This window comes from Arthrobacter sp. B0316-1-20 (assembly GCF_059091865.1).
In genome coordinates, this window is sequence record NZ_JBNHHC010000011.1 from 113,520 (window position 1) to 132,640 (window position 19,121).

The following is a 19,121-nucleotide window of genomic DNA, read 5'->3' on the forward strand; positions in this document are numbered from 1 at the left end:
GCTACTGGTTGGGCAACCTCACTGGCATCAGCAGGTACCGGTAGTCTTCCTTGTCCTCGCCCTCGAGATCGTCTTGAGCGGAGATGACCGCAGGCTTGGGCGGCGTGGTGAAGGAAAACCGGACGTATTTGCTGTCAAACGCGCTCAAGCCTTCGGAAAGGTAGTGCGGGTTGAAGGCGACGGTGATCTCATCGCCCGAGAGCGCAGCTTCAATCGCCTCGGAAGCCTGGGCGTCTTCGCCTGTTCCTGCGTCCAACGTCAAGAGGCCGTCAGTGAAGGCCAACCGGACCGGGGTGTTGCGCTCGGCCACCAGCGAAACGCGGCGGACCGCTTCGATCAGGGTTGTCGTCTCCACGGTCGCGTGGATCGGCGTGTTGTCCGGGAACAACGATCGGATCTTTGGATAGTCACCGTCCACCAGCAACGACGTGGTTCGGCGGCCGCCGCTTTCGAACCCGATCAGTTCGCTGTTGTCGGACAAGGCAATGTTGAGGTCGCCGGATCCGCCAAGGGTCTTGGCCACCTCGCTCAGCGTTTTGGCTTTCACCAGGGCGCTGGTGGAAATGCCCGGAGTGCTCGGACGCCAGTGAAGTTCACGCAGTGCCAGGCGATAGCGGTCCGTCGACAGCAAGGTGATCAAATCGCCTTCAATTTCCATCCGGACACCGGTCAGGATGGGCAGAGTGTCGTCACGGCTCGCCGCAATAATCACCTGGCTGACGGCTTGGGCGAAAGCTTCTCCGTCCACCACTCCGCTGACATCAGGCAGCGCCGGCAGCTCCGGATAATCGCCTTCCGGCATGGTTGCCAGGTTGAACCGGCTGTTCCGGCAGGTCAGCGCGACTTTTGAGCCATCGGTTTCGATGTCGACAGGGGCCGAAGGCAAGCTGCGGCAGATGTCGGCCAAGAGGCGTCCGGATACCAGGATTGTTCCCTCAGCGGAAACGTCCGCCGGAATCTGAAGACGGGCCGAAATCTCGTAGTCGAAACTGGCAAGGCTGACCATCCCGCCTTCAGCACGAATGAGCAGGCCCGATAGAACGGGCACCGGCGGACGAGGTGACAGGGAACGGGCTGTCCATGTCACGGCTTCCGCCAGAACATCCCGATCAACTCTGAACTTCACTGAAGTAAGCCGCCTTTCACAACGAACATGCTGGGGAAGGCCGCCTGCGTCTGGCCTGGTGCAAATGCTTGGACTACGGCATCAGGCTGAAGCAGATGGCAACAATTCTCTGTGCAAGCTTAGCCGCAGCAACGGTCAATGCGCACCGGGAGCATGGCGATGTTCGCTTCAGCTGTTCTGCGGGGCGTCGGGGAACCGGGACAGGGTCAAATGTTATTCGAAAGAACTTCAAATAATGGGATTCGTAGTGTTAATAACAGCTGTGGATACTGTGGAAAACCTCGGTCTTGCTTGCTGCTGCGCGGAAGTTGCCTGTTCACAAGATGTGCAGGGAGATCGAAGACTGTGCTGGGCGGCTGTGGACGAAAATCCTTGTGATTTCGCGCATCCACAGGCAACCGGGCAGTTGTCCTCTTAAGTACCGGGGTTCTCCACTTAACTATCCACAGCCTTATCCACACCTGTTAATTTCAGCGGTGTAGTTCCAGTCGCGTAGGCGCCGGCGAGGCTAACTGTCGCGCTGCTGCTGCTTAATGCGGTTGGTCAGTTCCGTTACCTGGTTGTAGATCGCGCGGCGTTCCGCCATCAGCTCGCGGATCTTTCGGTCTGCGTGGATGACGGTGGTGTGGTCGCGGCCGCCAAGTTCCTGGCCGATCTTCGGCAAGGACATGTCGGTCAGCTCCCTGCACAAGTACATGGCGATCTGGCGTGCCGTCACCAGCGTCCGGGTACGCGACTTACTGGTCAGTTCCTCCATGCTGAGCTTGAAGTAGGCCGCCGTCTGGCCAAGGATCGTGGCCGAAGTGATTTCCTGCGCGCCCTCGTCGGTGATGAGGTCTTTGAGCACGATCTCGGCAAGGCCCATGTCCACTGCCTGTTGATTAAGGCTGGCAAACGCGGTCACCCGGATCAGTGCGCCCTCAAGTTCACGGATGTTGGTGGAGATCTTGGAGGCGATGTATTCGAGGACCTCATCGGGCACAGACAGCCCCTCGCTGATGGCCTTCTTGCGCAGAATGGCGATCCGGGTCTCCAGCTCTGGTGGCTGGATGTCCGTCAACAGCCCCCATTCGAAGCGCGACCGCATCCGTTCTTCGAAACCGGAGAGCTGTTTCGGCGGCAGGTCCGAAGTGATCACTACTTGCTTGCTGTGGTTGTGGAGGGCATTAAACGTATGGAAGAACTCTTCCTGCGTCGCATCCTTGTTGGCCAGGAACTGGATGTCGTCGATCAGCAAGATGTCGACGTTGCGGTACAGCTGCTTGAAGCTGGCGCCTTCATCGTCGCGGATGGAGTTGATGAAGTCGTTGGTGAATTCTTCGGAGTTGACGTACCGGACACGGATGCCGTTATAGAGATGGCGGGCGTAATGCCCGATGGCGTGCAGCAGGTGCGTTTTGCCCAGTCCGGAATCGCCGTAAATGAACAGTGGGTTGTACGCCTTTGCGGGGGCTTCGGCCACCGCTACGGCAGCCGCGTGTGCGAAGCGGTTGGACGAGCCAATGACGAACGTGTCGAAAATGTATTTCGGGTTGAGCCGGCCCAGCTCCTGGGAGGTGCTCTCCTTTGGCGGCTGGGGCAGTGCCTCGTTCCGCACGACCGGGGGAGCCGGCCGGGGCTCTTGTTCGGGTTCTGGTTCGGCCTGCGGAGCCATATCCGTGTCGACGCTGAAAGCGCACAAGATATCGTCCTTGAAAACTTCGAACAGCGCGTCGTGCAGCGGTTCCTTGAGCTGCTGCGACTGAAAGACTTCGCGGGTCAGTTCGTTGGGGAGTGCAACCAGCAACGTCGTCCCGATCAGCCCCTTTGCTTGGGCCAAAACGATGAAACCGCGCTGCCTGGGCGTGACGCGATCGTCCTGTTCCAGCGTGCGGACCACTTTGCGCCAGGAACTTCCGACGTCGTTTATTTGGTCCGTGTCCACCTAGATACCCCTCAAAAGCTCATCTTGCTTCGGCCTCTGCCGACAGCGTGCCCGAAATCCACAGACTTATTCACAGACGGTGGATAAGGGGCTCCTGCAAGCGTAGAGCATGATTCTGCTTGATAACAGCTGGGATGCAGGGGCCTGTGGACGCCCTGCCCTGAGGCCTTTAAACCGGGCGCATCGCGTTTTTGCTAGAGTTGTCCACAGGCGTTATCCACGGAAACGCCCGGGCGGCGAGGCTGCTGGTTTGACGGTTCTTGCCGCCATCGCCTAACGTTGACTAGTCCTTCATGTCTACTTTGGTATCCGTGCACGCCCTGCGTCCAGGTCCTGAAGTAGGCGCCTATATCAGAGCGTCGACCTGTTCTTCCCCCTGTTGCAACGGGTCCAACCGCATCTGTCGACCGTCTTGGAGTAACCACCGTGAGCAAGCGGACTTTTCAGCCGAATAACCGCCGTCGTGCCAAGAAGCACGGCTTCCGCCTTCGCATGCGCACTCGCGCCGGCCGCGCCATCCTGGCAGCACGCCGCAGCAAGGGCCGTACCGAACTGTCGGCCTAAATAGCCGGTTTGTCGATCTGGCTGTGAGGTTCCGTTCCCGCAGCATCGCATTTCGGCCGACTGTGTAGCGCCATGCTTTCCAGTCAGCACAGGATGCGCGCATCGGCGGACTTCTCAACAACTGTCCGTTCCGGCGTCCGATCAGGGCGCCGGAACTTGGTGTTATATGCGGCAGCTGTTAGGCCGGCCGAACCTACTGCCTTTGGCTTCATCGTCTCTAAGGCTGTGGGGAACGCCGTCATCCGCAACCGCGTTAAGAGAAGACTGCGGGAACTCGCAGCGGCTAGTCTGAGGGACAATCAGTGTTCCCAAGGACTCGCGGTTGTTGTGCGCGCTCTTCCGGCAGCGTCCAGTGCGGATTTCGACGCGTTGGAACATGATTACCGGAAGGCGCTCAAAACGGCCGTGATGAAGTTGACTGCAACGCCTACAGCGCGTGCGCGCGTTGCGCCCGAGGAGAAGGGATGAGCGGCATGAGTTCCACTGCCCATTGCACGCAGGCTCCCTCTCCCACCGCCACCGCCAAGCGGATCCACACGATCCCTCAGTCCGTATTGATTGGCGCTCTCGCGGTCTACCGCAAGACCATTTCGCCGTTGTATGGCCAGGTGTGTCGCTTTTTCCCGTCTTGTTCTGCCTATGCCCTTGAAGCTGTGACCGTTTATGGTGCCACCAAAGGCAGCTGGCTGGCTGCGCGACGGTTATGCCGATGCCATCCTTGGAATCCCGGTGGCGTCGACCCTGTTCCGGCGTCGCCTTCCTTTGACCTGTGGCTGCAGGAGAACCCTGCCAGAATTCCCCGGATAATCGAACTCAATCACCCAGTGATTCCGGCCGACGATGAAGGCCGCGAAGCGGCTTGAGGAGTAAATAGACAATGGACTTCCTGAGCACGATCCTGCTGCCTTTCACTTGGGTAGTGTCGTGGATCCTGTGGGCTTTCCACGCCGGCCTGTCTTGGTTGGGGTTGGATCCGGCCAATGGCTGGACATGGACTTTTTCGATCATCGGGCTCGTGTTGGTGATCCGCGCCGCCCTCATCCCGGTCTTCGTCAAGCAGATCAAGGCCCAGCGGGGAATGCAGGCCCTGCAACCTGACTTGCGCAAGTTGCAGCAGAAGTACAAGGGAAAAACCGATCAGCTTTCGCGTCAGGCTATGACGCAGGAGCAGATGGCGCTGTACAAGAAGCACGGAACCAACCCGTTCTCGGCCTGCTTGCCGATGCTGGTCCAGATGCCATTCTTCTTCGCACTGTTCCGGGTGCTCAGCACCGCCTCCCACGCCAGCGCCAACGGTGAGGGCATCGGCGCGCTTTCCCCCGAACTCATCCGGCAGTTCGATGCGTCATCCATTTTCGGCGCCCCGCTATCGGCGTCCCTGCTTCACGGCGGCGGTGGAGCGAACCAAGGCGCGGTTGTTGTCCTGTCGATCATCATGATCCTGGCCATGACGGCCTCGCAGTTCATCACCCAGAAGCAGATCATGGCCAAGAACATGTCTGCCGAAGCCATGCAGTCCCCGTTTATGAAGCAGCAGCAAATGATGTTGTACATCCTGCCGCTCGTCTTTGGCATCGGCGGCATCAACTTCCCGATCGGTGTTCTGATCTACTGGACGACCACCAACATTTGGACCATGGCTCAGCAGTTCTTCGTCATCCGGCGCATGCCTACCCCTGGTTCGCAGGCTGCCCGCGAATTGGCGGATCGGCGCGCGAAGAAGGGCTTGCCGATGGTTCCGCTGCTCGGTGAGCGGAAGACAGAAGAGCCTGCTGTCGAAGCTCCCGCGGAGCCGAAAGGCCAGCGCCATCAGCCACAGCGTAAGAACAGGAAGAGAAAATGAGCAGCGAAAGCGTATCCGAAGTGACTGAAGAACTTTCCGGCGAAGCAGCTGCGGCAGACGAACAGCAGGAGGCTGCCCTTTCGAATTCTGCCAAGCGTTTGGACGAAGAGGGAGACGTAGCTGCGGACTACCTTGAGGAACTCCTCGACATCGCTGATATCGATGGGGACATCGATATTGAAGTGCGCAATGGTCGCACGTACATCTCTATCGTTTCCGAAGACGAGGACAATGAGGCCCTCAAGTCGCTCGTAGGGGCCGACGGAGAAGTGCTCGAGGCTTTGCAGGAGCTGGCCCGGTTGTCTGTCCTGACGTCAACTGGCAGCCGTTCGCGGTTGGTTTTGGATATCACCGGCTACCGCGAAGGCCGCAGCAAGGAACTGCTCAAGATCGCGCAGGATGCGGTCGCCGAGGCCAAGGAATCCGGACAGGATGTGGCACTGGAGCCGATGAGCGCGTATGAACGCAAGATCGTTCATGACGCCATCGCTGACCTTGGCCTGGTCAGCGAATCGGAGGGCGAAGGTTCCAACCGCCACATTGTTGTGTCGGTGGAGTCCTGACCTTGTTCAGTTGCTGGTTGGATAGGGCATAGGTATGTCCATAGTTGAGATGACGGTGGCAGAGTCCAGGGCTGCCCAGGCCGTTTTCGGCGACCGGCTGAATCTGGCCGAACGCTACGTTGCGCATTTGGCCACGTCCGGAATCGAACGGGGGCTGTTGGGCCCCCGTGAAGTCCCGCGGTTGTGGAACCGGCACGTCCTGAACTGCGCGGTTGTCGCCAACCTGATAGGTCCAGACGCCGCGGTTGCTGACGTCGGGAGCGGCGCCGGCCTGCCGGGATTGACTTTGGCGTTAGCGCGGCCCGACTTGCGCCTGACGCTGATAGAGCCCTTGGAGCGGCGGGTAGTCTGGCTCAATGAAGTGGTCGATGACTTGGGGCTCGACAACGTTACCGTAGTACGTACACGGGCTGAGCTTGCCGCGGACGACGTTTCAGCAGATGTCGTGACGTCCCGGGCAGTATCCGCTTTGGACAAACTTGCGCGACTGTCGATTCCACTGCTGCACGGTAGCGGCGAGATGCTCGCCATCAAGGGTCGCAGCGCTGCCGACGAAGTGGAGAAGGCTGCGAAAGTCATTCGGAAGTTGGGCGGCCGCGAAACAGAGATCTTGACCGTCGGAGATGGACTCCTGGAAGAGCCGACGACGGTCGTTCGAATCCTCGTTGCAGCGTAACCTGTTGGTCCACACACCCTCGGATCGCCCGTGAAACCGGCCGCGCAACGATAGGCTAAGAGGGGTCGTGCCGGGAGAGTGAAAGCGGGCAAATCGAAAATGGCGATGAGCGACATGGTATCGGGAGTGGGTGAGACCGCAACCGATGGGTCATCTTCTCTCGAAGACCCCCGTCAACCAGTTGCGGTTGTTTCGAGCACCGGAACCGGACTTGTTTCACGTGAAACCTCCAGCGCTAATCGGGCCGAAGCGGCCAACTCCGACGTCAAGATAGAGGCTACGGTTCCGAACGTTATGGATTCGATCGACGAAAGCACACCTCTCGCTCAAGAACTGGCGAGCGAAAACCGTAGGCGTGAACGATTGAAGGCCAAACAACTTCCCCGGCCAGCTCAAACCAGGGTGCTGACGGTCAGCAACCAAAAGGGCGGGGTCGGCAAAACCACCACCACGGTCAATATCGCAGCTGCTCTGGCTATGGCTGGCCTGAACGTTCTTGTCATCGACATCGACCCCCAGGGAAACGCGTCGACGGCTCTCGGCGTCGAGCATCATGCGGATGTTGACAGCATCTATGACGTCCTCATCAACGACATGCCGTTGGGTGAAGTGATTGCTCAATGCCCTGACATCAACCATTTGATCGTTGCGCCCGCCACCATTCACCTGGCTGGTGCAGAGATTGAGCTCGTCTCACTGGTGGCAAGAGAACAGCGCCTACGGCGCGCTATCGAAGTTTATGCGCAGGAGCGTGATGCCGCCGGCTTGCCCCGGTTGGATTATGTCTTCATCGACTGCCCACCCAGCCTCGGCCTCCTAACGGTGAACGCGTTTGTTGCGGCCCAAGAGGTTCTGATTCCCATTCAGTGTGAGTACTACGCCCTGGAAGGGTTGAGCCAGCTCCTCAAGAACATCGAGATGATTCAGAAGCACCTCAACGCTGGCTTGGTGGTTTCAACCATCCTGCTAACAATGTACGACGGCCGCACGAACCTCGCCGCTCAAGTGGCAGCCGAGGTCAGGGAACACTTCCCCAACGAGGTTTTAAGCGCGGTTGTTCCCCGGTCTGTCCGCATTTCCGAGGCGCCGAGCTACCAGCAGACGGTTATCACTTATGACCCGTCCTCCAGCGGAGCCTTGTCGTATCAGGAGGCCGCTGCTGAAATCGCTGAGCGAGGCAAGTAACCGAGAATTCGGTCTGTAAGACGTTAGAATTACGCCTTAAACGAGGTAGTGCGCGACAGCTCGGCGCATGACGGAAGAGGGTCCAGATGAGTGAAAAACGCCGTGGCTTAGGACGAGGCTTGGGCGCACTGATTCCCAGCACTCCTGTAAGCGAAGAGCCCAAAACAACCGAAGTCCAGGGGTCTTTAGCCAGGAAGCGAACCCAGCGTCCTGTCGACGTCTTCTTCCCTGCATCCTCCCTACGGGATGATGCGGATGCGCCGGATATTACCAGCACCGATTCAGATTCGGTTGGGGGGTCGAGTGCGGCGCAGATGGCCGAGGTTCTCAGGGCCCCGCGGCGAACCACGCCGAATGGAACCAAGAAGCCTGCCTCCAAGAAGCCAGCACCCAAGAAAACGGACAAGAGTGAGACCTCTGATCCGGCTCCGCAGACCGGCGGCCGGATCTCGGCAGAGGACTCCAAAGAGCCCAGCGTACCCGCGACCGAGCAGCCGGCGGATGGCGCGAGCGGTGGTCAGCAGCAGCCCTCCGGCACGAGTGTTTCACGTGAAACAGCAGGACCGGACCTGGTTGAAGTTCCAGGGGCGACCTTTGCAGAGGTACTGGTTTCAGCAATTCAGCCAAACCGCAAACAGCCGCGTACGGTCTTCGATGAAGAAGACATGGCTGAACTGGTGCATTCGATTCGGGAAATCGGTGTACTGCAACCCATCGTTGTCCGTCCGGCTGATGATGTGGACGCCCAGTACGAGCTGGTCATGGGCGAACGCCGTTGGCGGGCTACCAAGGCTGCTGGGTTGGAAACCATCCCGGCAATCATCCGGTCCACCTTGGATGACGATCTCCTTCGCGACGCACTTCTTGAAAACCTGCATCGAAGCCAACTCAACCCGCTCGAAGAGGCTGCGGCGTACCAGCAGCTGCTGGACGACTTCGGCTGCACACATGACGAGCTCGCGGATCGTATCGGTCGCTCGCGCCCGCAGGTCTCCAACACTTTGCGGTTGATGAAGCTGCCACCGCTGGTGCAGCGCCGGGTAGCTGCGGGTGTTCTCAGTGCTGGTCATGCCCGTGCCCTCCTAGCCCTCACAGATCCCGCCGAAATGGAGAAGCTGGCCCAGCGGATTGTTGCTGAGGGGTTGTCCGTTCGTGCCACCGAAGAGATCGTTTCCCTTAGCGATGGCCTTCGCCGGCCGAAACGGGAGGGGCGGCCCCGCGAGGGAGCCCGGCACGAGCGGCTCGATTACTTGGCCAACTCTCTATCCGATCGCTTGGACACCAGTGTAAAGATCACCCTGGGCGCCAAGAAGGGCAGAGTCAGCATTGAATTCGCAAGCGTCGATGATTTGAACCGCATCATGGATGTCCTGAATCCGGCGGCCCCTTAGCCGGATGTTTCACGTGAAACGAGGGGCCCGTCCAGTGTGGACGGGCCCTTCGTATTAGCGGGTTCTGGATTGCAGAAGTTTGTACCGGATCTGGCCGTGCGTCTCATTCTACGACTAGCAAGCGTTGTTAGGGTCGGACCCGTGTGTTGCCCTGCTTTAGTAGTCGGTTTCCCTTTTTCGCTTTTGCGTTTGCGCTTGCGTACTTGTGCTGTCCGACATTTTGTTCTCGCAAAGGGGACCCGAGACAGGCACGTCGCACCGGCCTAGAGGGCGGGAAATGTTCCACGTGAAACGCACGCTCCTTTTTGTTCCTCACATGTACGCGCGCTTCTGGCTGTCATCGGTCACTGCGCTTTGTCGTAGCCGGCCCCGAATCGGTGGGCCTGCGGGGGAAGCGCGCTCCAACCTCCCGCCCAGTGGGTGTCCGGAACCAGCCCTGCATTCTGACGCGGTGAATTGCATTCGGCCCTTCTGGCCGCTGTCCTCCTAGTGCCTCCAGAACGAGCTCCAGCCGGGGTGACCAGCGCGCACCGCTTGTAGGCCGTGCCCTCCGTTTCACGTGAAACAAGACCAAGCAGACTTTATGAGCACTCGGCCGGGACATATGAGCAGGATGAGCATATGAGGATACTCGGAGCCGGGATTACTACCCCACAAAACTGCCGACCAAGAGCGGTTTTCGGCGACAACATTGAGTAGCCGTCACAGATCTCAGTCGCACCGATTATCTTGGCACTCCCGATTCGCTGCCCACAAATGGGGAGCAGCGGACTCAGTGCAAGCACAGCTTCTTATGAAGGGGGGGCGCCGAGAAGCTCCGAGGATCTAAGGCCAGCGAAGTGTTCCACGTGAAACGCTCCGGCTTCTTATGCGGTCTTGTAACGCCAGAGACTGGCCCTCTTTTGCCATAACGCGAGCCTGCGGCTGCCGCCCTATATTTACCCGCCGCACGTCTTGGCAGCTGGCCGCGGATTAGCTCGTCCGGAACGACCCGTATGGGCAGGGCCTCGTCAAGCGACATAGAAATCCTGCATTATCTTGCCCCTTGTGTGGTGAAGTTGGCGGGTTCCGTCCACCTGTTCCAGGTAGCTACGGCGCGCCTGCTAGCAGGATGAGGTTCACTGTAGCATTCGTTTCACGTGAAACTATGCAGCAAATGCGGACCACGCGAGCAGAAACCCGAGGCCGGGATAGGCACCTGATCGGAGGGATCGTGGTCCGGGATGAGCATGGCTAACCAAGCCACGGCCAGCGCGCGACCCAGCGGGGACAACAATGACAAGAGCAACTCCGTGCACTCGCATAGCTTTCACCGACAACTCTGATTGGACGCCTACTTGAGGGAGCAGCGGGACTACGGCAAAGAGCCCGGACTCGAACAAGGGCATTAAAAAGCCGCGAGTCAGGCACGGAATTGACACGGGCCTTAGACTCCAGCCCGCGCCAGGACTAGTAACGATTGCTCCACTCTGGAGTGTTTCACGTGAAACGTGAAGGGCCCAGGACATCGAGACGCCAGTTACGGCGCTCCAAGTATGCCGGCGTCGCGGGTTGACCGCGAGACGGACCTGTTAGGGGAGACCAGTTCCCCAGGCCTGCAATGTGCATCCGCCGGTGGTAGCTCAACACTATTCGCGTACGCGCGCATTTTGTGTGCGGTCCTGACTATGGATGGTCCTCGTCCCCATCGAGCAGAAGCTGGGCTGATCCGAATCGTGCCAGATCGACGCACGTCGAATACCCAAGCTCATGAGTACTACGCGGCCCCGTTGGCGAAAGGAGCCGGCCTTTCCGCAACGCACTCCAGGCTGGGGTCGGTAAAGAGAAGCGTTCCCGTGGATCGAAGAGCAATACTACAAATGCGCTGGGAGGCTCACTGGTCGACACAGACGCGCTTCGCCCGCTCCCTGCTTTCCTAGATCAAGTGGCAACGCACCTGCACTATGCGCAAGGACGACAGTGGAGGAAGCAGCAGAAGACCGATTTCGGATATTGCTTTTCTTGTTCCCTGAAAGAATAAGGATTCAGATGCAGAAGCCTTTAGGGCGACGCAGGACACGAGCGGTACGCGCCGGCATTGGGGGTAGCCTACCGAAAACGTTTTTGGGAGAAAACATCTAGCCATCAGAGGCACACCCTGAGCTCCTCGTTCCACGTGAAACACCGTCGTCTTCTCCATTTGTGGCAGAGCGGTGTGCGCGGGTGCCGGTTGGGTCCCGGCGGGAACTGCGTCGTAGAAGGCAATGGTCGGTTTCACGTGAAACAGGCGTCAGAGAATCATGTCAAGATTCGCGCGTAGGCTCGATTCGCGGAACCATTTGGTTTTGCCCGGAGCGCTCGTTGCTGTGGCCAGGGCGAGCAGTTCGACGCAGAGCGCCTGGATCTTGCGATGAATTGCGGCCGGGTTCAGGGGCGTGTTTTCCGTTGTCAGTTGCTTCTTGCCGGCGTTGAACGGCGTCCTAGTCGGCGAGGGCACACCCGCGGGGGGGCGGGGCGTCGTGTGATGAGTTTCTGCTGGGAAGCGTAGTGATTCGTCAACAACCGCTGCAGCCCCAAGATCTTGTTCAGCAACTCCAGTTCGGCGTGGGGGTACAACGGTAATATCCGACGATCTGGCGGACGATGTGCCAGTTCTTCTGTTCCACGAGAGCCCTGACGTTCTTGTTTCCGGAACGGGACCTGGTGACCGTCAGTTCCTCCTGCTCGCACCAGCGGAAATGCTCCCAGTTGATGAACTCGGTACCGTTGTCCGAGTCGACCCCAGGATCGTGAACGGGAACTTCGCGGCGGTGGCCTTGAGCGCGGCGAAGACCCGATCAGCCCGGGCACACCGTTTTCGTGACGGCTCGGCGTTCGCTCATCGGAAGCTCCATGACCCATGTGCTGGGCTGGCGGGTACCGACCCGGCTGATGTACCGCTACGCAGGCATTCTCAAATATGTCCGCGATAGCCGCTACGTGGGCATCTTTGGCGGGTCAATGCGCAGGCTTTCGGTGCTTTGCGCTGATGGGGCGCGATACCCATATGCTTCAATCCCTGACCACGCTGACCGGTTTAGGGTCCGCCCAGATGCAGATCAGATTCTTCTTTTGTGGCTACCGAGTGACTTGGCATCGGTGAGGTGCGAGCACGCTGCGACTAGTTGTGTCATTCAAGATGCTTCAGCAAACGGCTTTTCGGGCTAACAACGGGCGCAGCGGAGAATCACAATAAGCGTTTCCGTTTCACGTGAAACGGAGCGAGAAACGTTTCTAGGACGGGGGATTGAAGCGAAGTACGTCGTCCAGGGCAAGAGTCCCGGTAGGCTCGTCGTCCTCTTCCAAAAGGTAGAGGCGCTGAATCGCTATGACGATGGAATCAGCCAGGATTTGGCGGTAGATCGGATCGGCAAGTCGAGAAGAATCGAGCGGGCTGCTCAAATAGCCGATATCCAACTGAACGGATGGCGTGCTGGGGAGGCGCAATATGTCCCAGCTACGGCCATGAAGACCCAGCGACGTGGAACCAGTCCGTGCCACCACTTCCTTCAGGATCAGTTCTGCAGCGCGATGACCGATGGGTGAGCGCACCTCGCCAGACTCCGGCCGACCCCAGAAGAAGGCGCTCACACCGTTGGCGGCTTGCTGAGGCAGCCAATCACAGTGGACAGCAATGCTCAGGCTAGGCGACGCGGCCTTGATCAAATCGGCACGGTCATCGCTTCCCTCTACGGGCTGCTTCTCAATGATCTCCACGCGCGCACCCAGCTCCGTGAGGATCTTCCCCAATCGGTAGGACACGTCCCCGGCGACGAGCTTCTCAGTGAGTGGCTCACCCGAAGACGCGTCGACGGTTCCTGGTTGTGCGTCGACGCCGGATCCGGGTGCTATGGCGATAGTGCGACCGCGCAAGGTTGCAGATGCCTGGCTAAGGCGTTCGTAGTCACGCAGCGAAAACGCCTGGCTGGGACTGATAGTCCGGTTGATGCGCTCCATCGACGCGATCAGTTGGGCGTCGGCGACGCCGGAGGCTTCAAGCCCTAAGTTCAACTGCAGTTCACGGACTGCCAGGTAGGTACGTTTTCCGTACTCGCCATCAATGTGGCCGTAGTAAAAGCCTAGAAAAGACAGCTGACGCTGCAGCTCGGTCACGTCGTCGCCACGAAGCGCTGGCCCGTCTACGGTGTAGGCAAGTTGACGTGAACCCAGCTTGAACTGGGCCTCGGCCAGAGCTCCTTCCGTCTCCGGGCCTGCGATGCCGTCGACCTTCAATCCCCGGTCCTGTTGAAAGGTGCGCACGGCAGCATCCACATGGTCATCAAACACCATGGGGTTGTTTACCTGATCCGGAGCAAGGTACGCCATAGAAACACCAGCGCGTAGCAGCCCTTCCCGAAGGGCTACTACGCGCCGACTGATGTCTGAACGGCGCAGACTCTGGTCTGCCGCGTCGTTTTCCATCTTTTAGTTGAGGAACTCAGCAAATTCCTGCTCGATGACCTGCTTCGGCTTTGCGCCGATAGAGGTCGCTGCAACTGCGCCGTCCTTGAAAACGTAGACGGCAGGGATGGAGGTGATGCCGTATTGTGCGGCGGTGGCGGGATTGTCATCTACGTTGAGCTTGACTACGTCAACCTTGCCGGAGTGTTCGGCAGCAATGTCATCGAGGATCGGCGAGAGCATGCGGCAAGGGCCGCACCACTCTGCCCAGAAGTCAACGATCACGGGCTTGGTGGACTTCAGGACGTCCGCTTCGAAAGTAGCGTCTGTAACATCTTTTGCGTTGCTCATGCTGTTCTCTCTTTCTCGAACCGGTCTCAGACGGTTGCGGGCTCAGCGATGCCGGCCTGGCTGCTAGCGAGGTCGGCCAGGTAGTGTTCCACGTCGATGGCGGCGGCGCAGCCGCTTCCCGACGCCGTGATTGCTTGGCGGTAGGTGGGGTCGATGACGTCCCCGGCGGCGAAAACCCCAGGCAGCGACGTCCTGGAGGACCGTCCCTGAACCGCGATGGTGCCCTCGGGCGTCAGTTCCAACTGGCCTTGGACGAGGGAGACCCGGGGATCATTCCCAATGGCGACAAAAACACCGGTCACAGGCAGCACCGTCTCCGAACCATCGACTGTGTTTTTGAGCTTCAGCGCGGTGACCTTGTTGTCACCTTCCAGACCGACGACCTCCGAGTTCCACACGAACTTGATCCTTTCGTGCGCCAAAGCACGCTCCTGCATGATCTTGGAGGCACGCAGGGTATCGCGGCGGTGGACAACCGTGACAGAGTCCGCAAACTTAGTCAGGAAGAGGGCTTCCTCCATGGCAGAGTCGCCTCCGCCGATCACCGCGATGTCCTGGCCCTTGAAGAAGAAACCGTCGCAGGTTGCACACCAGCTGACGCCATGTCCGGCGAGGCGTTTTTCGTCCGGAAGGCCGAGCTCGCGGTAGGCAGAGCCGGTGGAAATAATGACCGAACGCGCCAGGAAGGTTTCGCCCGAACCGATGGTGACCTTCTTGACGTCACCTTCCAGCTCGAGGCTTGTGACATCTTCAAACAGGATCTCGGTTCCGAACCGCTCGGCCTGCTTCTGGAAGTTCTCCATGAGCTCAGGGCCCAGGATTCCACCGGGGAAGCCAGGGTAATTTTCAACGTCGGTGGTGTTCATCAGCTCTCCGCCTGCCTCAACAGAGCTGGCGATGAGCAGTGGCTTGAGGTTGGCTCGCGCGGTGTAGACAGCTGCCGTGTAGCCGGCCGGACCGGACCCAACAATGATGACGTCGCGGACGGACGGTGTGGTTTCTGTGCTCACTGCCTGCGAACCTCTTCCTCTGGTATTGATGTAAGCCTAGCCCGGCCGCCTTGAGCGGGCAGCAAGGCCAACACTTCTCTCAACGGCGCCCCGCGCCGGCTTATTCCGTGCCAGGGCGGCACGGACCTACCCTCAGCGGCTAGGAGACCTCGATCTCTGCCATGCGGATGCCGTAGGGCGGACCGCCCATGGGGTTGGAGAGCCGGGGCAACTGCGTGAAGTTGATCAGCACGTACTGGGCCTTGGGAGCAGCGCCGTCCTGTTCAGGAACCGGGATGGTGGTCTTCTGTGCGGTAAAACTGCCCTGGGCGACCTGATTGGCGCCGTCCAAGGTCGGCTCGTCATTCAAGAGCACAGAAAAGTTTCCACCGGTACCGCTCAGTTGAGTCAGCACCACGGAACTGATGCTCGACGGTTCCTTCAGCTCGACGACCAGCGCCATGTTTCCGGCATAGCCACCGAACGTGTCCGACACGTACTGGAAGCTGGCCCAGTAGGTGGCGGGGTTGCCGTCAACGGCTTCGGGGAGCTTGCCGTCGTTCTCCGCGTCGAGTTCCGGCATGTCCGGGACTTGGCGGGTGAGGTCGGCGATGACCGGCTTGACTACTTCAGCGGCGGGGGCAGATTCTTCTTCGGCATCGGTTTGCGCCGGGGTGGACGCGGCGCCGGTTTCATTTCCGGCCGCCGATCCATCGGCCACCGGGCCGCCGCGGAAGAGGTTCAGCTGGCTGACCGCCACGACGATGGCGACCACCAACAAGACGGCCAGCAACCCGCCTACCAGCAACTTGGACGACCGCGGGCTGTTGCGTTCCTCGTCGTCGTATTCGTCGTACTCGTAGTCGTCGGTATCGGATTCGTTGCTCTTGCGGGCAGCCACCGGGAACATGGCGGCTGATCGGACCTCGGCCCGGTCGCCGTCGTCCTCCGACCACAAGCTGACCTTGGGCTTTTCGGCCGGCTGGGCGGCTGCCGGCCGGGAAGCCGGGACCTGCCGCGAGACAGGCGTTGTCGCGGGGCTTGCGGACGCAGGAGCGGGGGGCGCGGACGGCGGCGGCGGAACGTGCGCACCGGCAGAGGCAGCAGCGGCGGCAGCTCCGGCAGCGGATCCAGCACCAGAGGCCACGCCTTCCGGCTGGCGGCCGAACCGGGCTTTGGCGGCCCCTTCCGGCGCGTTCTTTCCCAGCTTGGGCAGGTCGAGCTTGCTCAGGCGGTCGCGCAGGCTCTGCCGGGGCTCGTCGTCGTATTCCTCGTACTCGTACTCGTCCTCGTACGGCTCCGGTTCGGTGGAGCGCACCTGGCCGAAGATTTCGGAACCGAGAGTGTCCGTGAAGAAGGGCTCAACATACGGGCCGTCCCGCTGAATGACCAAGTCCAGCAGATCGGCGGCCTGCGCCTCGTTGGTGACCAGATAGGTAACCCCGTCGGCATTGCCAAGGTCCAGTATCTGAACGTTGCTTGCCCGCTCGCCGGTGGCAATTTCGCGGGCGCTCATGGCTACCTGGCTGGCATTTTCCGGTGCCGACACCAGAATGCTGACGGGCCGGTTGAGTACCTGGTCCACACCGTCGAGGACCAGATCGTGTTCGGCGGAGGCAAGCACTTGCGCTGTGACCTTGTAACGGCCACCAAGCAGCATGCCCACATCAACTGGCTGCGGCACTAGTTCCTCCCGGCTGTCCTGGACTGGCGCCCCTGACTAGATAATTTGATTTCCATGCTAGCCGGTGCCGGAGCCGATTCCCGTTTCTGTCAGGCGCGTCCGGGCAGCCGTTTCATGATGGGCGCCAGGAAATCATTCAACTCTTGGACACGCATGGCACGCAGCAGCAGCAGGTAAACCGCCGCCATCACCAGTCCGACGACGGCGATGGTCACCATGGCCGTGATGATGGACTGCCAAGCGAATCCGCCAGGAGCGTAACCCCCGAACAGCCAGAGCACTGCCGCCCCCACCAAGCCGGAGCCCAATGCCGCGTAGCCGAGGCGAATGTAGGTGTCCACGACGCGCCCCGCGCCGTAGTCTCCCAGCCGGCGTCGGGCAAAGTGGTGCGCCAGCACGGCCGAGACCACGTGGAACACCGCAAACAACAGGGCCAACGCGTAGACCACCATGGTGGGGTCCACCAGCCAAGCGATCAGCACGGCCAGCAGCACCGAAGCACCGGAACAGATGGCCTGCATGATCAGCGGCGTCCTGGCGTCTTCCTCCGCGTAGAACACGCGTCCCAGGAAGAAGTAGATGCTCATGAACGGCATGCCGGCGGCCAGGATGGTGAGGACCTGGCCCATCGACGCGGCGGAGGCCGCAGCGGTGGGTCCGGATCCGGCGAACAGCCGGGCCAGCGGACCGGCCAGCACCACCACGGCGGCTGCACCGAAAACGCTGGCGACGCCGATGGTGCGCAGGCCGGAATTCACCGTCTGGCGCACATCCTCCAAAGCCCCGGCCGATTGTTGGTGGGACAGTCGGTTGAACAGCACTGTGGCCACGGAGAGGACGAAGACCGAGTGAGGCAGCATGGCAATCAGCTGGGCCGTGTTCAGCGCATACTCGCCGGGGATCGAGGCGCCGGATCCAGCCAGCTCGGCACGGGCAGCGGTGGCGCCGGAGGCGATGGTCCCGTAGAAGAGGTAAGCGGTGTTGGCGATGACCATGGTGGCCAGGCTCCACAGCGCCACTTTTCCGATGGCCGCGAAGCCCATACCGCGCCAGCCGAGCTTGAGCTTCAGGCCCAGCCCGAGCCGGCCCAGCGGCCACAGCAGCAGGAGTGCCTGCAACACGATGCCCAGGGTGGTGCCGCCGGCCAGCAACACGGTCTGTGCGCCGGTCCAGAGTTCGGGATCGCCCCGGCCGGGCAGGTAGCGGCCGTACAGCGCGATGTACAGCCCCAGTGTGCCGATGGCCACCACGTTGTTCAGGGCAGGAGCCCACATGTACCAGCCGAAGCGCCCGTGAGCATTGAGCACCTGGCCTACCACTGCGTACAGGCCGTAGAAGAAAATCTGGGGCAGGCACCAAATGGCGAAAACAGTGCCCAGTTCCAACATGACCGGTGTCCAACCCCGGGTCAGGACGGAGATGATCGGTCGGGCAAGGAGCGTCGCCAGCAGCGCAATGCCGGCCAGCACCAGCAGCGTCAGGCTCAGCAGCCGGCTGACAAAGTCGGCACCGCCGTCGCTCTTCCGGCTGGCTTTGATGATCTGCGGTACCAGCACCACATTGAACACCCCGCCCGCCAGCAGCAGGTAGATGATGTTCGGGATGGTGTTGGCCTTCTCGAAGATGTCGCCCATCGTCGTGTTGGCACCGATGGCGACCGCGAGCAGGGCGGTCCGGACGAAGCCCAGAATCCGGGACACCATGGTTCCGGCCGCCATGATGGCACTGGACTTGGCCGTGCTGTGCTGCACGGGTTCTTGGGCGGGGATCTTGGTCTCGGACATCGTCCTCTATGTTCTCACCTGAAGACCGGCCGAAGGGCCGCTCCCGGCTGCGGCTCAGAGGTGGCCGGGCAGGACTTCGCGGGCCAGGTCAACGATCCGCCGCTCGTTCGGGAAGGACAGCTTCCGGCCCAGATCCGCCAACGGCACCCACGCGACGTCGACTGCCTCATGGTCCGGGTCATTCTCGATGGTTAGCAGTCCGCCGGTGGCCTCGAGCAGGAAGTGGTGCACGGTCTTATGGACACGGTGGCCGCTGACGGTGAACCAGTAGTCGATGCTGCCCAGCGTGGCCAGCACACGTCCCTTAATGCCGGTTTCTTCTTCAACTTCGCGGACCGCGGCCTCTTCATTGGTTTCCCGGCCTTCGGGGTGTCCCTTGGGCAGGCACCACTCGAGCCGGCCGCCCCGGTTGAAGCGGGCGATGATGGCCACGTTCAGGTCGCTGGTGGACGTATCCACCACGACGCCGCCGGCCGAGATTTCCTCCACAGTCGGCAGGGAATGGTGTCCGGGCGCGGCGCTGCCCACTGACGCTGTCAGCGGAGTGCGCTTCGGGGCGCTCGGAACCGGGTGTGCCATGCGTCCACTCTAACGATTTTTGTGCCAACCCGAGGATGCCGAC

At 60.6% G+C, this 19,121-nt stretch carries 17 protein-coding genes; 8 read left to right on the forward strand and 9 right to left on the reverse strand.

Features of this window, described 5'->3' with window-relative positions:
* Position 1 precedes the first annotated feature (1 nt).
* Together dnaN and dnaA are read right to left on the reverse strand one after the other, a co-directional pair.
* Positions 2–1,126 (reverse strand): DNA polymerase III subunit beta, encoded by a 1,125-nt coding sequence (gene dnaN, locus AC5RW2_RS19140; protein WP_493940595.1) that lies wholly within the window; start codon positions 1,124–1,126, stop codon positions 2–4.
* A gap of 508 nt (positions 1,127–1,634) precedes the next feature.
* Positions 1,635–3,050: a chromosomal replication initiator protein DnaA gene (dnaA, locus tag AC5RW2_RS19145; protein ID WP_493951730.1), complete on the reverse strand. Its 1,416-nt coding sequence runs from the start codon at positions 3,048–3,050 to the stop codon at positions 1,635–1,637.
* Positions 3,051–3,476: 426 nt separating this feature from the next.
* Here dnaA and rpmH point away from each other — a divergent pair, with 426 nt between their 5' ends.
* The 8 genes from rpmH to AC5RW2_RS19185 all read left to right on the forward strand — a co-directional run bounded on the left by rpmH (position 3,477) and on the right by AC5RW2_RS19185 (position 9,272).
* The gene (rpmH, locus tag AC5RW2_RS19150; RefSeq protein WP_127513203.1) at positions 3,477–3,614 is read left to right on the forward strand and encodes a 50S ribosomal protein L34; all 138 of its coding nucleotides are present in this window, start codon (positions 3,477–3,479) and stop codon (positions 3,612–3,614) included.
* 72 nt (positions 3,615–3,686) lie between these two features.
* Entirely contained in the window at positions 3,687–4,082 is a 396-nt protein-coding gene (rnpA, locus tag AC5RW2_RS19155; protein WP_493963619.1) for a ribonuclease P protein component, read from the forward strand.
* Complete coding sequence (yidD, locus tag AC5RW2_RS19160) at positions 4,079–4,477, forward strand: membrane protein insertion efficiency factor YidD (RefSeq protein ID WP_493951728.1); 399 nt, start codon at positions 4,079–4,081, stop codon at positions 4,475–4,477. Before rnpA ends, yidD begins: the two co-directional genes overlap by 4 nt.
* 14 nt (positions 4,478–4,491) lie before the next feature.
* Entirely contained in the window at positions 4,492–5,457 is a 966-nt protein-coding gene (gene yidC / locus AC5RW2_RS19165) for a membrane protein insertase YidC (RefSeq protein WP_493940598.1), read from the forward strand.
* On the forward strand, positions 5,454–6,020 hold the full coding sequence (locus tag AC5RW2_RS19170) for a Jag family protein (RefSeq protein ID WP_493951727.1): 567 nt from the start codon (positions 5,454–5,456) through the stop codon (positions 6,018–6,020). The genes yidC and AC5RW2_RS19170 overlap by 4 nt, the downstream gene beginning before the upstream one ends.
* A 40-nt stretch (positions 6,021–6,060) precedes the next feature.
* Entirely contained in the window at positions 6,061–6,696 is a 636-nt protein-coding gene (rsmG, locus tag AC5RW2_RS19175) for a 16S rRNA (guanine(527)-N(7))-methyltransferase RsmG (RefSeq protein ID WP_493963806.1), read from the forward strand.
* Between the two features lie 105 nt (positions 6,697–6,801).
* A complete protein-coding gene (locus AC5RW2_RS19180) occupies positions 6,802–7,881 on the forward strand; it encodes a ParA family protein (RefSeq protein WP_493963620.1) in 1,080 nt (359 codons plus the stop codon).
* A gap of 86 nt (positions 7,882–7,967) precedes the next feature.
* A complete protein-coding gene (locus AC5RW2_RS19185; protein ID WP_493963621.1) occupies positions 7,968–9,272 on the forward strand; it encodes a ParB/RepB/Spo0J family partition protein in 1,305 nt (434 codons plus the stop codon).
* A 2,269-nt stretch (positions 9,273–11,541) separates the two neighbouring features.
* On the opposite strand, the gene AC5RW2_RS19190 is transcribed toward AC5RW2_RS19185, so the two are convergent.
* The 7 genes from AC5RW2_RS19190 to AC5RW2_RS19220 all read right to left on the reverse strand — a co-directional run bounded on the left by AC5RW2_RS19190 (position 11,542) and on the right by AC5RW2_RS19220 (position 19,078).
* A complete protein-coding gene (locus AC5RW2_RS19190; protein WP_493963622.1) occupies positions 11,542–11,748 on the reverse strand; it encodes a hypothetical protein in 207 nt (68 codons plus the stop codon).
* A 776-nt stretch (positions 11,749–12,524) separates the two neighbouring features.
* Positions 12,525–13,712, reverse strand: a complete 1,188-nt coding sequence (locus AC5RW2_RS19195; protein WP_493963623.1) for an N-acetylmuramoyl-L-alanine amidase — start codon at positions 13,710–13,712, stop codon at positions 12,525–12,527.
* Between the two features lie 3 nt (positions 13,713–13,715).
* The gene (trxA, locus tag AC5RW2_RS19200; protein ID WP_127513209.1) at positions 13,716–14,042 is read right to left on the reverse strand and encodes a thioredoxin; all 327 of its coding nucleotides are present in this window, start codon (positions 14,040–14,042) and stop codon (positions 13,716–13,718) included.
* Between the two features lie 26 nt (positions 14,043–14,068).
* Entirely contained in the window at positions 14,069–15,052 is a 984-nt protein-coding gene (gene trxB / locus AC5RW2_RS19205; RefSeq protein ID WP_493963624.1) for a thioredoxin-disulfide reductase, read from the reverse strand.
* A gap of 139 nt (positions 15,053–15,191) precedes the next feature.
* On the reverse strand, positions 15,192–16,715 hold the full coding sequence (locus AC5RW2_RS19210; protein ID WP_493963625.1) for an ABC transporter substrate-binding protein: 1,524 nt from the start codon (positions 16,713–16,715) through the stop codon (positions 15,192–15,194).
* An 89-nt stretch (positions 16,716–16,804) separates the two neighbouring features.
* The gene (gene murJ / locus AC5RW2_RS19215) at positions 16,805–18,499 is read right to left on the reverse strand and encodes a murein biosynthesis integral membrane protein MurJ (RefSeq protein WP_493963626.1); all 1,695 of its coding nucleotides are present in this window, start codon (positions 18,497–18,499) and stop codon (positions 16,805–16,807) included.
* Between the two features lie 54 nt (positions 18,500–18,553).
* Positions 18,554–19,078 carry an NUDIX hydrolase gene (locus AC5RW2_RS19220; RefSeq protein ID WP_493940607.1) on the reverse strand — a complete coding sequence of 175 codons (525 nt, stop codon included), beginning with the start codon at positions 19,076–19,078 and terminating at the stop codon, positions 18,554–18,556.
* Positions 19,079–19,121 lie beyond the last annotated feature (43 nt).